Origin of the sequence: Hymenobacter daecheongensis DSM 21074 (assembly GCF_900141805.1) — a bacterium.
Lineage (GTDB): Bacteria > Bacteroidota > Bacteroidia > Cytophagales > Hymenobacteraceae > Hymenobacter > Hymenobacter daecheongensis.
Genome location: NZ_FQYN01000007.1, coordinates 35,207 through 55,574 on the forward strand (window position 1 = coordinate 35,207; position 20,368 = coordinate 55,574).

A 20,368-nucleotide genomic window follows, 5' to 3' on the forward strand; every position below is an offset into this window, starting at 1 on the left:
AAGCCTTGTCCGGAATAAAACTCCGTTCGCACCAAAGCCTGATCATTTCAGCTTCCTTACCGTTTAACCCACTTCTATGCAAAACGCCAGCCTTTTCCGCCGCGAAACCCACCTGGCCCGCCTCGCCGAAACGCCGGAGTGGGACGTGCTCATCATTGGGGGCGGGGCCACCGGGCTGGGCGTGGCCGTGGATGCCGCCAGCCGCGGCTACCGCACCCTGCTGCTGGAGCGCGCCGATTTTGCCCAGGGCACCAGCAGCCGCAGCACCAAGCTGGCGCACGGCGGCGTGCGCTACCTGGCTCAGGGCAACGTAGGGCTAGTGCGCGAGGCCCTGCGCGAGCGGGGTCGAATGCTGCGCAATGCCCCGCACCTGGTGCGCCGCCAGGCCTTCGTAATTCCGTGTTATCGCTGGTGGGAGCGAGGCTGGTATCTGCTGGGGCTGAAGCTCTACGATATGCTGGCCGGCCGCTTCGGCATCGGCGGCTCCAGGGCGTTGAGCGCGGCCAAAACCCTGCGCCACCTGCCCGGGCTGCAGCCCGCGGGTCTGCGCGGCGGCGTGCTCTACTACGACGGCCAGTTCGACGATGCCCGCCTGGCCCTCGCGCTGGCCCGCACCGCCGCCGACCAGGGCGCCACCGTGCTCAACTACATAACCCTTACTGCCCTGCGCAAAGACGCGGCCGGCCGCATAACCGGCGCCACCGCCCGCGACGAGGAAACCGGCCAGCCCTACGAGCTGCGCGCCAAAGTAGTCGTCAATGCCACCGGCGTGTTCGTGGATGAAGTACTGTGCCTCGACCAGCCCGCCGCCGCGCCGCTGGTGCGTCCCAGCCAGGGCGTGCACGTGGTGTTGCCCCGGACGTTTCTGCCCGGCCCTGAGGCCCTAATGATACCGCGCACCCCCGATGGCCGGGTGCTCTTTGCCGTGCCCTGGCAGGGCCGCGTAGTGGTAGGCACCACCGATACGCTGGTAGCCCAGGCCGCCGCCGAGCCCCGCGCCCTACCCGCCGAAATCGACTTCATCCTGGACAGCGCCGGCCGCTACCTGGCCCGCCCGCCCCAGCGCGCCGACGTGCTCAGCACCTGGGCCGGCCTGCGCCCACTGGCCGCGCCCTCCACCGCCGGTGCCGCTACCAAGGAGATTTCGCGCAGTCACAAGCTGCTCGTGGCGGCCTCGGGGCTGCTCACCATCACCGGCGGCAAATGGACCACCTACCGCCAAATGGCTGAGGACGTAGTGGACCGCGCCAGTCAGCTCGGCCCGCTGCCCGCCCGCCCGTGCCGCACCGCGGAGCTGCCCCTGCACGGCGCGCCGGCCGCCGGCGCTACGCCAGCTACCAATGATCCGCTGGCCGCCTACGGAACTGACGCCCCGGCGCTGCGGCAGCTGCTCCAGGAAAACCCCGCCTGGGCCGCGCCGCTGGCTCCCGGCTTTCCATTTCTCCAAGCCGAAGTGGTGTGGGCTGCCCGCCACGAAATGGCCCGCACCGTGGCCGACGTGCTGGCCCGCCGCCTGCGTTTGCTGTTTCTGGATGCCGCCGCCGCCCAGGCTGCCGCGCCAGTGGTAGCTGCGCTGCTAGCTGCCGAGCTGGGGCAGGATGAAGCCTGGCAGCAGCAGCAGTTGGCCGAGTTTCGGGCGCTGACCGCCGGGTATTTGTTGCCCTGATGATCGGTAGGAGAATTCAGAAATAGAAGGCATGCAAGGTCATGTATGGGCTGAGCAAAGGCAAGTACAGTTCCCAGTCATTTTTACTTACTTACATGCAGCCAGCATTTTTCGGCTCACCCTCCTTGCGAACTGCTATGCTTAATCCCGAAGAAATACTGCCGCAGCCCGAGCCTACAAAACCGGAAAGTCTGGAAGAGTCTATTCTGGAGATGCTCCATCTGTTTGACCCTACCACGGCCCTGCACGAGCTGGAGGCGCTGGATGAGCTGGAGCACCAGCCAAACCCGCCTGATGCAGAACCGGGGAAAATCGAAACCCCGCCTCAGCCCTGAAGAGCATTTAGCAGCGGCTTTTAAGCTATGAGCCTGTTGTAGAGACGTATACTTGCGTCTTGTCGTTGAATGATAGCCCGTCGAATGGCGCGGCCGACGAGACGCAAGTATGCGTCTCTACACCGTTCGATGAACTCAACTGCCTTCTTATCTTTTCGTCCAAACACTGAACGCCGCCCTGATAAACAGGGCGGCGTTCAGTGTTTCAAAGCAAGCGGCTTTGCTACAGTAGGTTCGCTGGCAAAACTGTGCCGCGCACCTCGCCGAAGCCCAGGCGCAGGCCCTCGTTTTCGCAGTAGCCGCGCATGGTTACCGTGTCGCCATCGGCCAGAAACTTGCGCTCCGCGCCGTTGGCCAGGTGCAGCGGTTTGGTGCCTTTCCAGGCCAGCTCCAGCATCGAGCCGAACGAGTCGGGGGTGTGGCCGCTGATGGTGCCGCTGGCGTACAGGTCGCCGGCCTGCAGGTTGCAGCCGTTGCTGGTCTGGTGGGTGAGCTGCTGGGCCATGCTCCAGTACATATACCGGAAATTGGAGCGGCAGACCGTGGTTTCGGGGCCGTCGGCGGGCTGAATGGTCACTTCCAGATTAATGTCGAAGTTGTGCTCGCCGGACTGGCGCAGGTAGAGCAGCGGCTCGGGCTCCTGCTCGGGGCCGGCCACGCGGAAGGGCTCCAGCGCATCGAGCATCACCACCCACGGCGACACGCTGCTGCCGAAGCTCTTGCCCAGAAACGGCCCCAGCGGCACGTATTCCCAGCTCTGAATGTCGCGGGCGCTCCAGTCGTTGAACAGCACCAGCCCGAAGATGTGCTCCTCGGCGTATTGCAGCGGCACGGGGTGGCCCAGCTCGGTATCCTTGCCGCCCACGAAGGCGACTTCCAGCTCAAAGTCAAGCTGCTGGGAGGGGCCGAAGGTGGGCGCGGCGGCATCCGGGGCCTTGCGCTGGCCGTTGGGCCGCCGGATAGCAGTGCCCGATACCACGATGCTGCTGGCCCGGCCGTGGTAGCCGATGGGAATATGCCGCCAGTTGGGCAGCAGCGCGTTGGCCGGGTCGCGGAACATGATGCCCACGTTGGTGGCGTGCTCGATGCTGGAGTAGAAGTCGGTGTAGTTGGCCGGCTTCACGGGGCGGCGCATCGTCACCTCGCTCTGGCGCACGAGGCAGGTGTGCATGGCCTCCTCGTTGTCGCGCAGGGCCACGTTGTCGTGGCGCAGCAGCTCCGATACGCGCAGGCGCACGGCCCGCCAGGTGGGCCGGCCCAGGCGGATAAAGGCATTGAGCGAGGGCCGCCGGAACACCTTGGGCTGGGTCGGAATGTCGAGGTCCTCGAAGAAGCCGAACTGGCTCACCGCGTACAGATCCAGCACGTAGTCGCCGATGGCCACGCCCACGCGGGGGCCGCGCTCCGGGGTTTCGAAGATGCCGAAGGGCAGGTTCTGAATCGGGAAATCGTGGCCGGCGGGAATGTCGATCCAGGAGCGTAGCGCGGGGTTGTTCGGGTTGGGCATCGGGCGTGGTTGGGGTGGAGGAGGGGCAAAGGTAAACGAGTGGGGGAATCGGCGCGCTGGTTAGGAGAAATCTGCCCGAAGTTTCTACCTTGAGCCGCCTCTTTGGCCACGGATTGCTGCTACGGTAGCTTGGGGCTCAGTTGCGGCAAGTTGGTTGCCGTTGATATGATTGCCGCGGGTGGGAAATGGCAGAGTTACGGCCATACAGATGTTACCGACAATTCCTAAAGCCCTAGTGAAAATACTCAAATATGGAAATCATCGACACAAATATTTTATATTATAAGTTTAAAAATCCGAAATATCATATTGATATTCAAAGCAAGAACATTAGTTCTATTAATGCTCTTGAGTTTTTAAAAAATATTGAGAAAATTAACACAAATTCAGCTAAGTATTACATACCTTTGAACAATGGATTAAATTTTCGCTTTGGCATTTCGCTTTCAAAATTTCATAAAAATAGAGCATTCAACAAAAGACTGTCTGATTATGTAACTTTCGAATTTAATAATGACTTCCCTAGTTATAATTTGTATAATAATCTTTCTATTCAGCAGGTAATTAATAATAAACAAAACGAACTTTTAAAATCTTCAATAAATTTCCTGGCAAAAGAAGATTTTAAAGATATATATTCTAAATATAATTTTTTAATAGCCTGCAGCTTGAATTGTATTGCTCTTGAACAAATAGATGTTGACTTAGCTCTAGAGTTGTTAAGCAAGTTTCTGTTAAACCATTCTCTGAAAGATGATTTTAGAAATTGCTGGAATGACTTATTAATTGCTTCAATTGCGGTTAATAGAAATATGAATTTGATTTCAAAAGACAAATTGTTAAATAAATTTGTTTCAGAAGAATTTGGAATTAAAGAAAAAAAAATAACCAATGAAATAACTGAATATGACTTCTCTTCAAATGAAGTGTCCGAACGGAAGCATGAAAAATTTGAAAGTAAAGGATATATAAACAGAAGTTGGAATTATCGATTGAAAACAAAATAGGGATGTTGATAGTAAGAATTATGCATCATGAGGATTGAAGTGAAAATAATAAAAAATAGTTTTTCAATTGAATTTTAGCAATGATATCGGCTTTTGTGCTTCTATTTTCTGCCTAAACGTAAAGCCCTGAGCCTTTATAGAAGATTTAGCTAGTCTCATTCGGCTGTTATCATAAACTTATAAATAAAAAGGGCCAACTACAACAGCCGGCCCTTCCAAAAAAACAAATAACCAAAAATCACCTAACCTGCCCGGCCGGCTGCTCCTCCATCGGCGTCAGATTAATAGCCACCACCGACCGGATTTCCGGCACGGCCTTTTTCACCGATTCCTCCACGCCGGCTTTCAGCGTCATCGGTGACATGGGGCAGGTGCCGCAGGCCCCGAGCAGCTCCAGGTGCAGCACCATATCGTCGGTGATGGTGAGCACGCGCACGTTGCCGCCGTCGGCGGCCAGGTAGGGCCGGATGGTATCCAGGGCCTGCTCCACGCGGGGCAGCAGCGGGTGATTTTCGACGGCGGCGGTAGGAGAAGTCATATGGGAAGTAACTAGCGAAGGCAAGGCGAAGTTCGGGAAAGTTAGCGGTTCATCTCCACCACCTGCGTGCGGGGCGCTACGGCATTGCGGATGGAAATCTGCCGGGCCACTTCCTCGGCCAGCTGCTCAAATACGGCTCCGGCGGCGGTGCCGGGCTGCAGAATGGCCGGCGTGCCCTGGTCGCCGTTTTCGCGGATGCTCTGCACCAGCGGGATATGGCCCAGCAGCGGCACCTCGTGCTTGTCGGCTAGGGCTTTGCCGCCGCCTTCGCCGAAGATGAAGTACTTGTTGTCGGGCAGCTCGGCGGGCGTAAACCAGGCCATGTTCTCCACCACGCCCAGCACCGGCACGTTGATCTGGGGCTGGCGGAACATCTGCAGGCCTTTCTGCGCATCGGCCAGGGCTACTTTCTGCGGCGTAGTCACGATGATGGCCCCCGTGACGGGCAGCGTCTGCACCAGGGTGAGGTGGATGTCGGATGTTCCGGGGGGCATGTCGATGAGCAGGTAGTCCAGGTCACCCCATTCTACCTCCGTGATGAACTGCTTCAGCGCCGACGAAGCCATTGGGCCGCGCCACACGATGGCGCTGTCGGGCGGGGCCAGGAAGCCGATGCTCATGATGCGCACGCCGAACTTGACGATGGGCTGAATCAGGTTTTTGCCGTCGGGGGCCTGGTACACGTAGGGCTTCTCGTTTTCGACGCCGAACATGACCGGCATGCTCGGCCCGGAAATGTCGGCGTCGATCAGGCCGACTTTGGCGCCGCTGTTGGCCAGGGCAATGGCCAGGTTGGCCGTAACGGTGCTTTTGCCCACGCCGCCCTTGCCGGAAGCCACGGCAATGATGTTTTTGACGCCATTGAGCACAGCCGAGTTGGCGGCCCGGGCGGTAGTCACGCGCGAGGTCAGGTTCACCTTCACCTCCGCGTCCTTGTCCACCATCGTATGAATGGCGCGCACGCAGGCGTTGTGAATCAGCTCTTTGAGCGGGCAGGCCGGCGTGGTCAGGATGACGGAAAAAGATACGGTGTTGCCGTCGATGTGCACGTCCTCAATCATGTTGAGCGTGACGAGGTCCTTGCCCAGATCGGGCTCCTCCACGTAGCTCAGGGCTTTGAGGACGGCTTCTTTGGTGATGGTTGCCATTATAAATCGGTCGGGAAGTGCGGATTCGAAGCACAAAGATAACCCGGAAATGCGGGCGGAGGTTGTAGGGCGGGAGGGAAGCTAAAGCTAGGGCTAAGCTCCCCTCCTTTTTTCAAGGAGGGGTTGGGGGTGGTTCCGGCGTTGAACGAAACATCCAGGCCGTGGTGCGTAGGCTAGGCGTGGTTCAATCGTTGCAGTCGTCAGAACAAACTAGCCTAAACGCCCACTATCGTTGCAGTCGTTAGTTTTAACCAAGATGAAAACCACCTCCCGCCACAACCGCTCCGAGCTGAAAGCCGCGCGCCACGACCTCCGCGCCAACCTCACGCCTGCCGAAGCCACCCTCTGGCGGGCTCTGCAAAACAGCCAGCTGGACGGCCGCAAGTTTCGCCGCCAGCATAGTATTGGAAGCTACATCCTGGATTTCTACTGCCCTGGTGAAAGGCTGGCCGTGGAGCTGGACGGCCAAGGGCACTACACGGTTTCCGGCGAAGCCAGTGACCTGGAGCGTGCAAACTATCTGCAGAGTGTCGGTATCCGGGTGGTGCGGTTCGAGAATAAGCGGGTATTTGAGCAGCTGAAATTTGTGTTGGAGGGCATCCGGCAGGCGTTTCGGTCCTGATGGTTTGTTCTGACGACTGCAACGAGTGAACCACCCCCAACCCCTCCTTGAAAAAAGGAGGGGAGCTTAGCCTTAGCTTCTAACTCCTAAATCCTAGCTTCTCCCCATCACAACCTCGTACCTTCGTAAGCCCGAACCTTCACCACCCGTTGCCCGCACACCTTGGCCCGCATCCCCAAAGAAACCATTGACCAGATCATTCACCTCGCCGACATCGTGGAGGTGGTGGGTGATTTCGTGAGCCTGAAGAAAAAGGGCCATAATATGTGGGCCTGCTGCCCGTTTCACCACGAAAAGTCGCCGTCTTTCTCCGTGGCGCCGGCCAAGGGGCTGTACAAGTGCTTCGGCTGCGGCAAGGCCGGCGGGGTGGTGCAGTTCATCATGGATATTGAGGGCAGCAGCTACGTGGAGGCCCTGAAGTATCTGGCCAAAAAGTACGGGGTCGAGATTCAGGAGGAGGAGAAGACGCCCGAGCAGCAGCTGGCGCAGAATGAGAAGGACTCCCAGTTTATCGTGTCGAACTGGGCCAAGGACCACTACCACCGGCTGCTGCTGGAGAGCGAGGAAGGGCAGAGCATCGGGCTGAGCTACCTGCGCCAGCGGGGACTGAACCAGAGTACCATCCAGACCTTCGAGCTAGGCTACTCACTCGACGCCTGGGACGACCTGCTGAAATCGGCGCAGAAGGAAGGATTTCAGGCCAAGTACCTCGAAAAAACCGGCCTCACCATCATCCGCGAGGATGAGCAGGGCAAGGACTCCGGCCGCCGCTACGACCGGTTCCGGGGCCGCGTCATGTTCCCAATTCACAACGTGTCGGGCCGGGTTATCGGCTTCGGGGCCCGCACGCTCAAGGCCAACGACAAGACCGCCAAGTATTTGAACTCGCCCGAGTCGGACATCTACCACAAGTCGGATGTGCTGTACGGGCTCTACCAGGCCCGGCAGGCCATCCGCTCGGAGGAAGTGTGCTACCTCGTGGAGGGCTACCTCGACGTGCTGAGCCTGTATCAGGGCGGCATCAAAAACGTGGTGGCCTCGTCGGGCACTTCGCTCACCGAAAGCCAGATCCGGCTTATCGGGCGCTATTCGGAAAACGTGACGGTGCTCTACGACGGCGACGCGGCCGGCATCCGGGCCTCGCTGCGCGGCATAGATATGCTGCTCGAAGGCGGCCTGAACGTGCGCGTGGTGCTCTTTCCCGACGGCGACGACCCCGACAGCTACATCCGCAAAGTGGGCGACCAGCGCTTCAAGGAGCACCTGGAAAGCGCCAGCCAGGACTTCATCAGCTTCAAAACGGCTGTGGTGGCCAAGGAAGCCGCTCAGGATCCGGTAAAGAAGGCCGAAGCCATCCGCGACGTGCTGCAGAGCATTGCCAAAGTGCCCGACCCGATCAAGCGCCAGGTGTTTCTGCAGCAGACCTCGGGCGCGTTCGGCATCGACGAGCAGGTGCTCATTACGGAGTATAACAAGCTGGTCAAAACCGCTACCCAGAAGGCGCCTACCTCGGGCGGCGGTGCGGGCGCGGGCAGCCACAACGGCGGCAACAGCACCTGGTCGAATGGCCAGCCTGCGGCCGCGCCGCGGGTGCCCGCGCCCTCCATGAGCCCGGAGGAAGAGGCGGAAATGGCCATGTACGGCGCTATGCCCGAGAATTTTGCCACCATGGGCGGTGGCACCATCACCGCCCCGGCCGACGACGACATGGAGCCGGTGCCGGACCTGGTGCAGGTGTGCGAGCGGGAAATCGTGCGGCTGCTGGTCCTGTATGCCGCCCAGCCGCTCACGGAGGAAATTGCCGTGGCCCAGTACATCTTCGGGCAGCTGGAAGAAACGCCCCTGCGCACCCCGCTCTACGCCGACCTGATGCACCTGTGCCGCCAGGAAATGGAGCAGGGCCGCTGGCCTGAAGTGCGCAACCTGATCCAGCACAGCCGCGCCGATATCCGCGCCGTGGTGAGTGATTTGGCCACCGAAAAGTATGACCTGAGCCCGAACTGGAGCACCCACCAGATCTACGTGCCCCGCGAGCTGGACCAGCTCCAGCAAGCCTGCGACAACGCCATTCTGCGCCTCAACAAAGTGAACGTGCAGCGCGAGCTGGCTATCCAGCTCGACGCCCTGCGCCACCCGATGGATGAATTGACGATGCTCGAAACCCTGGGCAACATCAAGCTGCTCAAGGAGATGGACAACCGCCTCGGCGACCTGCTCGGCACCGTCATTCCGCGCGGCGCCATGTAGCTTGCGCCTGTCATTGCGAGCAAAGCGAAGCAATCCGTCCTCTGAAACGTAGAAAGCCTTGTTGACCCACAAAGCCCCGGCGCAGGCTTACGTCAGGGCTTTGTAGGCTAACAAGGCTTACTTTGTTGCTCAGGACGGATTGCTTCGTCCTTCGTCCTCGCAATGACAGGCAGTTTCACCATTCCATGACCTCCCATAACAACCTCCTTGCGCTCTGGAAGCGGGCCAACCTGAACCGGTTTGTGCTGGCGCTGGTGCTGGCCGGAGTCAGCTTCGGGGCGGGCATTCTGGGCTTCATGGTCATCGAAGACTACAGCCTGCTCGATGCCGTGTACATGACCATGATTACCGTGTCCACGGTCGGGTTTGGCGAGCTGCACCCCATGTCGGCGGCGGGGCGGCTGTTTGTTTCCATCTACATCTTCTTCAACTTGCTGGTCATCGCCTACCTCGTGTCGGTGCTGACTACCTATATCTTCGACGGCGAGCTGCGCACCATTTTCAAGATGTTTAAATCTGACCACGAAATCCGCGGCTTTTCCAACCATGTTATCGTCTGCGGGTTTGGCCGCAACGGGCGCAAGGCCTACCACGAGCTGCGCGCCAACGGGGCCCGCGTGGTGGTGATTGAGCAAAGCCCGGACCTGCTGCGCGATGAGGTGGACGAGGACGGCAGCACGATTTTCGCCGTGTTCGGCGATGCTACCACCGACGAAACCCTGCGCGCCGCCGGCGTGGAGCGGGCCCGCGCCCTCATCACGGCCCTGCCCAAAGACGCCGACAACGTGTTTGTGGCCCTTACGGCCCGCGAGCTGAACCCGAGCCTCAAAATCATTGCCCGCGCCAGTCTCAAAACTTCCGAAAGCAAGCTGCTGCGCGCCGGTGCCGACTCGGTGGTGATGCCCGACGAAATCGGGGGCTCGCACATGGCCAACCTGGTGATGCGCCCTGAAGTGATTCGCTTTCTGGAAATGATTAATGGCCTGGGCCCCAATAAGCTGCGCCTGGAAGAGTTGAGCTACCGCGACCTGCGCAGCGAGTGGCAGGGCATGAGCATCCGGGAGCTGGATATCCGCTCCCGCACCGGCGCCACCGTTATCGGACTCAAGCTGAATGCCGGCGAATTTGTGGTGAGCCCCAACGCCGACACCCGCCCCGGCCCCGGCGATATTCTGCTGGTGCTGGGCACCGATGAGCAGGTGAAAGCCCTGGTGCTGCAGTTCAAGAATATGAATCCGCAGTACCGGAACCGGGGCTGATGAGGGCCAAAATGCGGCCGGCCGCGCCAACGCATAGCCTTTCTGCGTAGCTTTGCAGCCCCTAAAAACCGGCTTCCTTTCCGCTTCCCGTGCGCATTCTCCAAGTCTGTCCCCGCGTCCCGTTTCCGCCCCACGACGGCGGGGCCATTGCCATGCACGACGTGGCCGCCGGGCTGGCCCGGCAGGGCCACGCCGTTACAGTGCTGGCCATCAACACGCCCAAGCACTTCCAAGACGACGACGCGCTGGCCCACCTGGAAGGCGTGCGCCTGGTCACGGTGCCCGTCGATACCAGCCTTTCGCCGGGGCGGGCGCTCAAAAACCTGCTCACCAGCTCCCTGCCCTACAATGTGGAGCGCTTCGTGAGCCCGGCCGTGGCCGCGCGCCTCACGGAACTGCTGCAAAATGAGTCGTTTGATGTGGTGCAGATCGAGGGCACGTTTGTGGCGTGGTACGTGGACGTGGTGAAGCGCGTGGCCCCCGCGGTGCCAGTGGTGCTGCGGGCGCACAACCTAGAGCACACCATCTGGCAGATGCTGGCCGAGCGCGAAATGAACCCGCTGAAGCGCGTTTATCTGGGCCACATGGCGCGGCGGCTGAAGAAGTTTGAGGAAGAATATCTGTGCCGGTTCGATGCGGTGGCCGCCATCACCGAGCCCGACCAGCGCCGCCTGCGGGCCCTGGGCGCGCCCGAGCCGGTGGTGTTCGTGCCCGCCGGCGTCGATATGAGCCGCTTCCAGGTGGATGCGGCCATCCGGCCCAAGCCCCGCACGCTGTTCATGATCGGCTCGCTCGACTGGCTGCCCAACCAGGAAGGGCTCGACTGGCTGCTGCGCGAAGTATGGCCCCAGGCGCACGCCCAGATGCCCGAGCTGGAGCTGCACATTGCGGGCAAAAACATGCCGGCCCGGTTTCAGAATCTGACGCTGAAAAATGTGTTCGTGCACGGCTTTGTAGCATCGGCGTCGGCATTTATGCAGCAGTATGAGGTGATGCTGGTGCCGCTGCTCTCGGGCGGGGGCATGCGCATCAAAATCATTGAGGGCATGGCCCTGGGCAAGTGCATCATCAGCACGGGGCTGGGCTCGGAGGGTATTTTTGTGCGCAACGGTCACGACATCGTGCTCTGCGACGAGCCCTCGGAGTGGGTGCGCCGCCTGGGCAGCTACTACCGCGGCGAGCTGGGCCACGCGGCCATCGGGCAGGAGGCCGCCCGCACCATTGCCCGCCTCTACGACAACGGCCGCGTGGTGGAAAGCTTCCTGGACCTGTACAGCGTGGTGGGCCGCCGCGTGCAAACCGCGTAAGTCTGCCCCGCCCATGAAGCTGCTCGTTCTGCTGTCCCGGTTCCCGTTTCCGCTCGATAAAGGCGACAAGCTGCGGGCTTACCACCAGCTCCGCTACCTGGCCCGCCACCACGAAATCTGCCTGCTGGCCCTCACCGATGAGGCCGTGACGCCCGAGGCCGAAGCTGCCGTGCGCCCGCTGTGCCGGGGTGGCCTGCACGTGCATACGCTGCACAAGCCCGGCATTGCCGCCAATATGGCCCGCGCCCTGGCCACCGGCCGCCCGCTGCAGGTGGGCTACTTCTACGACAGCGCCGCTCAGCGCCGCCTCGATGCGCTGCTGCGCGAGTTTCAGCCCCGGCACATTTACTGCCAGCTCATTCGGATGGCCGAATACCTGCGCCCCCACGCCGGCCGCTACCCCATGACGCTGGACTACATGGACGTGTTTTCGGCCGGCATGGCCCGGCGGGCCGGCAATGCGCCCGCCTGGCAGCGCCCCGTCATGGCCCTGGAAGCCCGCCGCCTGCTGGCCTACGAGGCCGAGGCGTTTGGCTGGTTTCAGCACCACTCCATCATTTCCGACCAGGACCGCCAGCTCATTAACCATCCGCAGCGCCAGCAGATCCACGTCGTGCTCAATGGCATTGATACCGATTTCTTCCAGCCCACCGTCCGGCCCAAGGAGCACGATATTGTATTTTGCGGCAACATGAGCTACCACCCCAACGTGGATGCGGCCGTGTTTCTGGCCACCGAAATCCTGCCGTTGGTGCAGCAGGCCCACCCCGCGGCCCGGCTGCTCATTGCGGGCACCACGCCCGCCCCGCGGGTGCTGGCGCTGGCCTCGCCGCACGTCAGCATCAGCGGCTGGCTGCCCGATATTCGGGATGCGTATGCGTCGGCGCGGGTATTTGTGGCCCCCATGCGCGTGGGCACGGGCCTGCAAAACAAGCTTCTCGAAGCCATGGCCATGCGCCTGCCCTGCGTGACGACGCCGCTGGCCAACAACGCCCTGCGCGGCACGCCCGGCCAGGATTTGCTGGTTGGCGAAACCGCCGCCGAGCTGGCCGCCCATATCACGCGCCTACTGGCCGAAGCGCCGCTGGCCGAGGCACTGGCCGCGAGAGGGCAGGAGTTTGTGCGGCAGCAGTACAACTGGGCCGCCGCCACGCGCAAGCTGGAAGTGTTATTTGAGGAGTAACTTCCGGCCCTGTCATCCTGAGCAAAGCGAAGGACCTTACAGAATAAGAACGACAGGCGGAACGACGACTTGTTCTGGCATGATAAGGTCCTTCGCAAGCTCAGGATGACAGGGCTGGGGGTTAATCCAACCAAACGGCTCCGTTTCCGCATCCCCACGCCGCAAAGCCCGCCGATACCCCGTAACTTCGCCCCGCCGTTGCCGGTTGTATTGCCGGAGCCCCCGTTATTCCACCCGCTCCCCACTTCCCATGCTTGATTCCATTGAAGACGCCATTGCCGATATCCGGGCGGGCAAAGTTGTAATCGTTGTTGATGATGAGGACCGCGAGAATGAGGGCGACTTTATCTGCGCCGCCCGCTGCGCCACGCCCGAGGTTATCAACTTCATGGCCACCCACGGCCGCGGGCTGGTATGCGCGCCCATCACTGAGGCCCGCTGCGAGGAGCTGGGGCTGGAATTGATGGTAGGCCGCAACACGGCTCTGCACGCCACGCCCTTCACTGTGAGCATCGATTTGCTCAAGAACGGCGTGACCACCGGCATTTCGGCCTCCGACCGCTCCAAAACCATTCTGGCTCTCATCGACCCCGAAACCAAGCCCGAGGAGCTGGGCAAGCCGGGCCACATCTTCCCGCTGAAAGCCCGCAAGGAAGGCGTGCTGCGCCGCGCCGGTCACACCGAGGCGGCCGTCGATCTGGCCCGCCTGGCCGGGTTCGAGCCGGCCGGCGTGCTGGTTGAGATTCTGAAAGAAGACGGCGAAATGGCCCGCCTGCCTGATCTGGAATTGGTGGCCAAAAAGTGGGACCTGAAGCTGATTTCGGTGCAGGACCTGATCAAATACCGCCTGCAGAAGGAAAGCCTCATCACCCGCGACATCTCGGTGCAGATGCCCACCGCCCACGGCGACTTCGAGCTGTTTGCCTTCACCCAGCGCTCCACCAACGCCCAGCACCTGGCCCTGGTGAAAGGCGACATCAGCGGCGACGAGCCCGTGCTGGTGCGCGTGCACAGCTCCTGCGTCACCGGCGACATCTTCGGCTCCTGCCGCTGCGACTGCGGCCCCCAGCTGCACCAGGCCATGGAGCAGATTGAGCGCGAAGGCCGCGGCGTGGTGGTGTATATGAACCAGGAAGGCCGCGGCATTGGCCTGCTGAACAAGCTGCGGGCCTACAAGCTCCAGGAAAACGGCCGCGACACGGTGGAAGCCAACATCGAGCTGGGCTTCGGCATGGATGAGCGCGACTACGGCGTGGGCGCGCAGATTCTGCGCGACCTGGGTATCTCCAAGATGCGCCTGCTCACCAACAACCCCCGCAAGCGCACCGGCCTGGTCGGCTACGGCCTCGAAATCGTGGACACGGTGCCCATCGAAATTGTACCCAACAAGCACAACGAGAGCTACCTGGCCACCAAGCGCGACAAGCTGGGCCACACCATCCTCACCAAAGACCGCACCGCCCACGCCGACCCGGACGCGGCGGTATCAGTGGGGTAGGAGCAGCCCCTTCCCCAACGCCCGCTTTTTCTAACGCCCCGCACGACATCGTGCGGGGCGTTTTTGTTGGGGGCGTCGCCGCTGAAGTTGTTGTACCCGTACAACAGGGCTCCACTTCGCGCTGCAATTCCTGCCAATGCTCTTGCCCCAGATTATCATGCTCAGAAAGCTCCGCCAACGGTCGAAAGCCAACGCCCCGGATGGGGCGCTGCCCTCCCTGGAGCCGGCGAAAGCCATGCTCGATGGCGTTAAAAACGTGGCGCTCATCGTGGCCGGCATTCTCAGCGCGGGCATGGGGCTGAAGGGTTTTCTGCTCTCGAGCCATTTCATTGATGGCGGGGCCACGGGCGTGTCGATGCTGCTGGCGGCGGGGCTGCAGTTTCCGCTGGCCTGGGGCATTCTGCTGATTAATCTGCCATTTCTGCTGCTGGGCTATCGGCAGATCGGGCTGCGGTTTGCTCTGAAAAGCGCGGCGGCCATTGCCGGGCTGGCCCTGTGCCTGGTAGTGGTGCCCTACCCGGATGTAACGCCCGATCTGCTGATTACGGCCGTGTTTGGCGGCGTTTTCATCGGAGCGGGCATCGGGCTGGCCATGCGCGGCGGGGCCGTGCTCGACGGCACCGAAATCGTAGCCCTGCTCATCAGCCGGCGTAGCTCCCTGCTCAAAGTAAGTGATGTGGTGCTGCTGCTCAACATCGTTATTTTCGGAGTGGCGGCGTTTGTGCTGGGCGTTACGGAGGCGCTCTACTCCATCCTGACGTACGTGGCCGCTTCCAAAACCCTCGATTTTATTCTCACGGGCATCGAGCAATACACGGGCGTTACCATCATTTCCAGGCGTAGCGAAGATATCCGGCACGTTATCACGCGGTGGCTGGGCGGGGGCGTCACTATCTACAAGGGCGAAAGCGGCTACGGCCGGCGCGGCGAGCAGGAGCAGATGGACATTGTTTTCACCGTCGTGACGCGGCTGGAGCTGCCCCGGCTGCGGGAAGAAGTAAACCGCCTCGACCCGCGCGCTTTCATCGTGCAGCACCGCGTGGATGATGCCGTGGGCGGCATGCTCAAGCGCCGGCCGCTGCACTAGCGCCGCGCTGGGGCATTGGCAGTATGGCAAGGCTACGCCGCCACCGGCCCCGATTTTTCTTTCCCCACGCGGCCCAGGTGGGTATCGTGGAAGCTGGTGCCATACTTCAGCCCGTAGCCCAGCAGCCGGTCGAAGGCAAGATGAAACAGCAGCACGCAGCCGGCCAGCAGCAACGTGGGCTGCGCCAGCCACCACCCGGCCACACCCAGCGCCAGGGCAGCCACCTTGTTATGAGCTAGATTATAACAGAAAGCGCCCGCGCGCGGGCCGGCCAGGTAGCCCAGCATACTCAGGTCGGGCAGCAGGAACAGGGCAGGCAGCACCCACCAGGCGTAGGGCAGGCGGCTGAAAACCAACAGGGCCAGCAGCAGCTCGGCCAGGTCTTCGGATTTGAGCAGAATTTTCATGGCGTAAGGGCGTTGAGGCGAACAGGAATTAACTCCTCAAAGGTCTGCCCCTCAGCTGCCGCCCAACGATAACAAACGCTAAGAAACGCGCCTACCCACTCCGGCGCACCCGGGCCCGGATGCGGCTCAAGGACACGGGCGTGATGCCCATGTAATTGGCTACCAAGTGCTGGGGCACCCGCTCCAGAATCTTGGTTTTGCCACTGGCCAGCAGGGCCCGATACCGCTCCTCGGGTGAAAGCAGCAGCAGTTCCGTCAGGCGGTCATCGGTGCCCAGCAGGTGGTATTCGGCCAGGCGGCGGCCAAACCGCTCGTAGGCCGGCACCTCGTCGTAGAGGCGACGCAGCACGGCGTAGTCGAACACCACCAACTCAGTGTCGGCGAGGGCCTGAATGCTGAGCCGGCTGGGCTGGCCGGTAAGGCAGCCGGCGTAATCGGCCAACAGGTGGTTTTCAAAGAAGAAATACGTGGTGCGCTCCTCGCCATCGGGGCGGGGATAATAGAGGCGGCAGGCCCCGTGCAGGAGCAGGGCCACCTCGGAGCAGGTTTCGCCGGCTTGTACAAAATGCTCCCCTTTGGCCAGCCGGCGCGGGCGCAGGGCCAGAGCCAGCAGGTCCCACTCGGCCGCGGTGAGCGTGGGCACAAAGCGGAGCAGATAGGCGCGAAGTGGGTGCATAGGCCGCAGGGCGGGAAAACGGGCCGGAAAGCCCTCCGCCAAGGGAAAACCAGAGTATCGGGCCGGGTTATCTCCGGACCGGGCGGGTTTCGTGGTTCAGCAGATACAGCAGCACGCCGTTGGTCCAGCCGAAGCCATCCTGCAGCGGATATTCGCCGCCACCGGCGGGCAGGCTCGTGTTCTGCACGTTGTATTTTTCCAGCAGCTTGCCGGTTTGCCGAAACACGCGCGTATTCAGGCGCACCCAGCGGTGGGCGATGGTATCGGCCAGGACCTGGTGCTGGTAGCGGGCGAGGCCCTGAATGGCCAGATACTGCAGCGGGGCCCAGGCATTGGGCGCATCCCACTGCTGGCCGCTGGCATTGAGAGTCGTGATGAGGCCGCCATCCTTCAGAAAATCAGCTTTCAGGCCGGCGGCAACCCGTTTGGCCTGTGCCGGAGTAGCTACGCCGAAAGCCAGCGGAAACACGCCTGCCAGCGTGCGGATGGCAGCCGGGCGGCGCTGGGGCAGGTCATAATCGGTGTACCAGCCGGCGGTTTCGTTCCAGCAGTAGCGGCGGATGGCGGCTTGGCGCTTGTCGGCCTTCAGCTGCCAGGTGCGGGCCGCGGCGGGCTGCTGCTGGGCGGTGTAGGCACGGGCCAGGGTTTGCTCCAGCGTGAGCAGCAGGCAGTTCAGATCGACGGGCACCAGCTCGGTGGTGCGGATGGAAGCCAGCGTGCCGGCCGGCCCGAACCAGCGGGTGCTGAAATCCCAGCCGGAAGCCGCCGCCGCCCGGATGTTGCGGTAGAGTAGGGCGGGGTTGGCGTGGCCCCGGGCGGCGGCCACATCTTCGGCGTACGACTCTTCGCGGGGCTCGGTGCTGGTGTCCCAGTAGCGGTTCAGCAGCTCGCCGCCGGGCAGGCGCACCACGCGGCGGGTGGCGGCACCGGGGGCCAGGGAGTCGGCCCCGGCCATCCAGTAGGCATATTCGCGCAGCAATGCCGGTTGGTAGCGCCGCAGCACCGAGTCGCCCTGCTCCTGGGCCAGCAGCTGCACCATAAGGGCAAAGAAGGGCGGCTGCGAGCGGGTGAGGTAGTAAGTACGGTTGCCGTTCGGAATGAAGCCGTAGCGGGTGAGCAGGAACGCAAAATTGTCGGTCATGCTGCGCAGCAGGGCCGGACGGCGGGCTTCGCGCAGGCCCAGCATCGTGAAATACGAATCCCAGTAGTACACCTCCCGAAACCGTCCGCCCGGCACCAGGTAGGGCCGGGGCAGCGGCAGCAACGACGAGTACCGCGCCACCGAATCGGGCGGGCGGCGCTCCAGCACGCGCCAGAGCGTATCGAGGTGGGCCCGCAAACCGGCGGCCACGTTGCTGCGGTACGTGGCGGTATCGGCCACGGGCAGGCGGAAGCGGGCTTTGGTGAAGCGGCCCAGATCGAAGCCCGGCTGCCGGCGCTGCTGCTCGTAGTCGGCCACGATGCGGGCCGGGCTGGCCAGCGGCACCATGTCCACGAAGGTCTTATTATCAGCAAACACGCGGCCCAGCTGCACGGCCTCAAACAGGCCGGGGTAAAGCTGCCGGGGCGTGGGCTGCGCCTGCGCCGCCGCTTGCCAACCCAGAATCCCCAGCCACAACAGGAGCAGATTTCGCATAAGAAGAAGTTGAAAGGAACGAGTAATAGTAGCGCGAAAATTCGTTACGCGCCGGGCCGGGCGCAAAGTTGCCGCGCTGGCCGGAGCAAATGCGTCTGGGCCGCGCGGGCCGCTGCCGAAGCTGCCGACTTTTCGTGAACCCCGGCCCCAGTTCGCGGGTTCTGGCAGAAGCAGCCCGTGGCGGGCCGGTGCCCGAAAAACGCCGGCTCCGCAGTAGCGGCCGCACTTTTTTCGGCTATCTTTCTCCGGCTATGAAAACGCTCCGCCTTGCCTTTCTTCCGCTGCTCGCCGGCTGCCTGACGCTGGCCGGCCCTGCCCGCGCCCAGCGCACTTCCTACGTGCAGCAGTTTGCCGGCAGCACCGTACTGCTGGCCAGCGGCGACACTTTGCAGGGCCCCCTGGCGCTGCACCACAGCGAAGACGTGGTGCTCATCACCCTACCCGACAATACGGTGAGCACGCTTTCGGCCGTAGCCGTGCAAAGCTTCGCCGTGAAAGGTGAAAAAGAGCAGCGCCGCAATTCGTACGATGACTTCTACGATGCCCGCCAGGGCTACTACTACGGCAACCCCTACTACAACGGCCTGATGCCCCGCCAGCGCCGCGAGCGGGTGGATACCAGCCTAGTGCGCGTGTACCGCACATACCGCTGGAACCACGACAACGACTACAGCGACTTCAAGTCGCCGGCGTTTTTTGAGCAGCTCAGCCGGGGCCCGCAGGTGCTGCTGCGCCGCGAAATTCTGGTGGAGCGCCCCCTGAACTACGCGCCGGGGCCGTATGGTTACGGGGGCGGCCTCGGCGGTGTGCCACGCTACGCGGGCTCCTACACCGAAATTCAGGACAAGTTTTACCTCGGCACGCCCAAGGGCACCGTGGTGCCGCTGCGCAACCCCAAAAAAGACTTGCTGGCCCTCTTCCGGCCCCAGGCCCGGCAGCTGGAGCAATACGCCAAGGAAAACAAGCTCAGCTTCACCGAGCCCCGCGACCTGGCTTTTATTGTGAACTACGCTAATTACCTGCAGGCTCAGAAGTAGTTGAGTTTGTCAGCCCCGGCGGGGCGGCATGTCGGTAGAAACGGATGCCCGGAGCACCAAATTGTCCGAGTAGCCGCATCGCGGTGACAGGTTTGTAGAGGGTTTGGATCATTGCATGACAAAGCCGCGTAGCGGTGACAGAGTCGTTCGAGCGTTTCTGTCACCGCTACGCGGCTTTGGGTTTTCCGACAACTGGATTACTACAAACCTGTCACCGCTCTGCGGCTGATGGGCGCTGCGTTTACAAAAATCTATGAGCAGCGCTTCCCTACAAATCCCGGTTACGCAGAAGCAGGTAGCTCAGCAGCCAAAACAGCGCCGCGTACGCCAGGGCCAGCGGCAGCGCCTGGGTGGGCAGCAAGGCGCTGGACGGGCCCGTTACGGTATCGAGCAGCTCCTGGCCGGGCGTGGGAGTGAGGGCGGAAAAGACTTTGGTGGGGAAGTAGCGGTCAATTTCGTCGGGCACGAGCAGGCGGCTCAGCGGCTCCACCACCCAGGCATACAGCATGAAAGCCAGAATGGCCGGCCCGCTTTTGCGCAGCAGAAAAGCCAGCAGCGCCGCCAGGGCCAGGTAGCCCAGCGCCTGCGCCCCATACAGCAGCACCGCGCCCAGCTGCTGCCCGGCCTGCCCCGCCGAGGCCGGCGACCGGGTGAGGCCGAAAAATAACCCAACCGCCAGCACCGTCAGTACCCCGAAAGCTGCTAAAAGCGCTGAAACGGCCAGCTTGCCCTGCACCAGCGCCGCCACCGAGCTGCCATCAATAACCTGCTGGCGGAAGGTGCGGAACTGGAATTCATCGGTAATCAGGATGATGAGCAGGATGCCCAGCAGAAGGTTGAAGTAGCTGGCCACGTAGCTCAGCTTGTGCCACAGCTCCGGAAAGGCATACAGCGTGTTGCCCACCGGCTGCCCATTTATCACCACGCCGCTACCCACCGACACGAACAGCGCCAGCAGCGCCGCATATAGCAGCAGGATGAACCAGACCGTGCGGTAAGGCAGAATTTTACGAAGCTCAGCACGCAGCATTTTGGGGGAAGGTGAAGTTGTGAAAGGGTGAAGTTGTGAAGTTGTTGAACTCGTCTGTCATCCTGAGCCTGCGAAGGACCTTATCACGTCAGAACGATAATCGTAATAACGACTCGTTCTTATCTCATAAGGTCCTTCGCTCTGCTCAAAATGACAGACTGAGTGAATACACCATCTG

The 20,368-nt window shown here is 61.8% G+C and carries 18 protein-coding genes; 11 read left to right on the forward strand and 7 right to left on the reverse strand.

All coding sequences use genetic code 11. The features are described from left to right. Positions 1-76 precede the first annotated feature (76 nt). Together BUB62_RS13890 and BUB62_RS13895 are read left to right on the forward strand one after the other, a co-directional pair. On the forward strand, positions 77-1,666 hold the full coding sequence (locus BUB62_RS13890; RefSeq protein WP_073111056.1) for a glycerol-3-phosphate dehydrogenase/oxidase: 1,590 nt from the start codon (positions 77-79) through the stop codon (positions 1,664-1,666). Between the two features lie 137 nt (positions 1,667-1,803). Next, positions 1,804-2,001 (forward strand): hypothetical protein, encoded by a 198-nt coding sequence (locus tag BUB62_RS13895; RefSeq protein ID WP_073111058.1) that lies wholly within the window; start codon positions 1,804-1,806, stop codon positions 1,999-2,001. 223 nt (positions 2,002-2,224) lie between these two features. Here BUB62_RS13895 and fahA read toward each other — a convergent pair whose 3' ends face one another. Continuing rightward, positions 2,225-3,508, reverse strand: a complete 1,284-nt coding sequence (fahA, locus tag BUB62_RS13900; RefSeq protein WP_073111060.1) for a fumarylacetoacetase — start codon at positions 3,506-3,508, stop codon at positions 2,225-2,227. A gap of 251 nt (positions 3,509-3,759) precedes the next feature. Here fahA and BUB62_RS19080 point away from each other — a divergent pair, with 251 nt between their 5' ends. Beyond that, positions 3,760-4,515, forward strand: a complete 756-nt coding sequence (locus BUB62_RS19080) for a hypothetical protein (RefSeq protein ID WP_143164182.1) — start codon at positions 3,760-3,762, stop codon at positions 4,513-4,515. A 238-nt stretch (positions 4,516-4,753) separates the two neighbouring features. Here BUB62_RS19080 and BUB62_RS13905 read toward each other — a convergent pair whose 3' ends face one another. After that, entirely contained in the window at positions 4,754-5,053 is a 300-nt protein-coding gene (locus BUB62_RS13905; protein ID WP_073111062.1) for a NifU family protein, read from the reverse strand. A gap of 41 nt (positions 5,054-5,094) precedes the next feature. Continuing rightward, the gene (locus BUB62_RS13910; protein ID WP_073111064.1) at positions 5,095-6,201 is read right to left on the reverse strand and encodes an Mrp/NBP35 family ATP-binding protein; all 1,107 of its coding nucleotides are present in this window, start codon (positions 6,199-6,201) and stop codon (positions 5,095-5,097) included. Between the two features lie 256 nt (positions 6,202-6,457). On the opposite strand from BUB62_RS13910, the gene BUB62_RS13915 reads away from it, so the two are divergent. The 7 genes from BUB62_RS13915 (at position 6,458) to BUB62_RS13945 (ending at position 15,404) form a co-directional block, all read left to right on the forward strand. After that, on the forward strand, positions 6,458-6,823 hold the full coding sequence (locus tag BUB62_RS13915; RefSeq protein WP_073111066.1) for an endonuclease domain-containing protein: 366 nt from the start codon (positions 6,458-6,460) through the stop codon (positions 6,821-6,823). A 162-nt stretch (positions 6,824-6,985) separates the two neighbouring features. Next, complete coding sequence (gene dnaG / locus BUB62_RS13920; protein ID WP_073111068.1) at positions 6,986-9,070, forward strand: DNA primase; 2,085 nt, start codon at positions 6,986-6,988, stop codon at positions 9,068-9,070. A gap of 185 nt (positions 9,071-9,255) precedes the next feature. Continuing rightward, a complete protein-coding gene (locus BUB62_RS13925; RefSeq protein WP_234988727.1) occupies positions 9,256-10,329 on the forward strand; it encodes a potassium channel family protein in 1,074 nt (357 codons plus the stop codon). 89 nt (positions 10,330-10,418) lie between these two features. Continuing rightward, entirely contained in the window at positions 10,419-11,636 is a 1,218-nt protein-coding gene (locus BUB62_RS13930) for a glycosyltransferase family 4 protein (protein ID WP_143164183.1), read from the forward strand. A gap of 13 nt (positions 11,637-11,649) precedes the next feature. After that, positions 11,650-12,819, forward strand: coding sequence for a glycosyltransferase (locus BUB62_RS13935; RefSeq protein ID WP_073111072.1), 1,170 nt, complete (start codon positions 11,650-11,652; stop codon positions 12,817-12,819). A gap of 250 nt (positions 12,820-13,069) precedes the next feature. Beyond that, a complete protein-coding gene (locus tag BUB62_RS13940) occupies positions 13,070-14,317 on the forward strand; it encodes a bifunctional 3,4-dihydroxy-2-butanone-4-phosphate synthase/GTP cyclohydrolase II (protein WP_073111074.1) in 1,248 nt (415 codons plus the stop codon). Between the two features lie 157 nt (positions 14,318-14,474). Beyond that, positions 14,475-15,404 carry a YitT family protein gene (locus tag BUB62_RS13945; protein ID WP_394333427.1) on the forward strand — a complete coding sequence of 310 codons (930 nt, stop codon included), beginning with the start codon at positions 14,475-14,477 and terminating at the stop codon, positions 15,402-15,404. A gap of 32 nt (positions 15,405-15,436) precedes the next feature. On the opposite strand, the gene BUB62_RS13950 is transcribed toward BUB62_RS13945, so the two are convergent. The 3 genes from BUB62_RS13950 to treF form a co-directional block, all read right to left on the reverse strand. Further along, positions 15,437-15,811: a DUF4260 domain-containing protein gene (locus tag BUB62_RS13950; protein WP_073111075.1), complete on the reverse strand. Its 375-nt coding sequence runs from the start codon at positions 15,809-15,811 to the stop codon at positions 15,437-15,439. Positions 15,812-15,902: 91 nt separating this feature from the next. Next, entirely contained in the window at positions 15,903-16,487 is a 585-nt protein-coding gene (locus BUB62_RS13955) for a Crp/Fnr family transcriptional regulator (protein ID WP_073111402.1), read from the reverse strand. 67 nt (positions 16,488-16,554) lie between these two features. After that, a complete protein-coding gene (treF, locus tag BUB62_RS13960) occupies positions 16,555-18,189 on the reverse strand; it encodes an alpha,alpha-trehalase TreF (RefSeq protein WP_262490513.1) in 1,635 nt (544 codons plus the stop codon). Positions 18,190-18,374: 185 nt separating this feature from the next. Between treF and BUB62_RS13965 the strand changes: the two genes are divergently transcribed. Continuing rightward, positions 18,375-19,160 carry a hypothetical protein gene (locus tag BUB62_RS13965; RefSeq protein WP_073111080.1) on the forward strand — a complete coding sequence of 262 codons (786 nt, stop codon included), beginning with the start codon at positions 18,375-18,377 and terminating at the stop codon, positions 19,158-19,160. Positions 19,161-19,428: 268 nt separating this feature from the next. Here BUB62_RS13965 and BUB62_RS13970 read toward each other — a convergent pair whose 3' ends face one another. After that, positions 19,429-20,190, reverse strand: a complete 762-nt coding sequence (locus BUB62_RS13970; protein WP_073111082.1) for a hypothetical protein — start codon at positions 20,188-20,190, stop codon at positions 19,429-19,431. Between the last annotated feature and the right edge of the window lie 178 nt (positions 20,191-20,368).

Bases quoted from the DNA above. Each gene is read 5' to 3' on its own strand.
- BUB62_RS13935 (WP_073111072.1), top strand. From the start codon at position 11,650: ATGAAGCTGCTCGTTCTGCTGTCCCGGTTCCCGTTTCCGCTCGATAAA.
- BUB62_RS13925 (WP_234988727.1), top strand. From the start codon at position 9,256: ATGACCTCCCATAACAACCTCCTTGCGCTCTGGAAGCGGGCCAACCTG.
- BUB62_RS13970 (WP_073111082.1), bottom strand. From the start codon at position 20,190: ATGCTGCGTGCTGAGCTTCGTAAAATTCTGCCTTACCGCACGGTCTGG.
- BUB62_RS13940 (WP_073111074.1), top strand. From the start codon at position 13,070: ATGCTTGATTCCATTGAAGACGCCATTGCCGATATCCGGGCGGGCAAA.
- BUB62_RS13965 (WP_073111080.1), top strand. From the start codon at position 18,375: ATGAAAACGCTCCGCCTTGCCTTTCTTCCGCTGCTCGCCGGCTGCCTG.
- fahA (WP_073111060.1), bottom strand. From the start codon at position 3,508: ATGCCCAACCCGAACAACCCCGCGCTACGCTCCTGGATCGACATTCCC.
- BUB62_RS13890 (WP_073111056.1), top strand. From the start codon at position 77: ATGCAAAACGCCAGCCTTTTCCGCCGCGAAACCCACCTGGCCCGCCTC.
- BUB62_RS13945 (WP_394333427.1), top strand. From the start codon at position 14,475: ATGCTCAGAAAGCTCCGCCAACGGTCGAAAGCCAACGCCCCGGATGGG.
- BUB62_RS13950 (WP_073111075.1), bottom strand. From the start codon at position 15,811: ATGAAAATTCTGCTCAAATCCGAAGACCTGGCCGAGCTGCTGCTGGCC.
- BUB62_RS13910 (WP_073111064.1), bottom strand. From the start codon at position 6,201: ATGGCAACCATCACCAAAGAAGCCGTCCTCAAAGCCCTGAGCTACGTG.
- BUB62_RS13955 (WP_073111402.1), bottom strand. From the start codon at position 16,487: ATGCACCCACTTCGCGCCTATCTGCTCCGCTTTGTGCCCACGCTCACC.
- BUB62_RS13895 (WP_073111058.1), top strand. From the start codon at position 1,804: ATGCTTAATCCCGAAGAAATACTGCCGCAGCCCGAGCCTACAAAACCG.
- BUB62_RS13905 (WP_073111062.1), bottom strand. From the start codon at position 5,053: ATGACTTCTCCTACCGCCGCCGTCGAAAATCACCCGCTGCTGCCCCGC.
- BUB62_RS13915 (WP_073111066.1), top strand. From the start codon at position 6,458: ATGAAAACCACCTCCCGCCACAACCGCTCCGAGCTGAAAGCCGCGCGC.
- BUB62_RS19080 (WP_143164182.1), top strand. From the start codon at position 3,760: ATGGAAATCATCGACACAAATATTTTATATTATAAGTTTAAAAATCCG.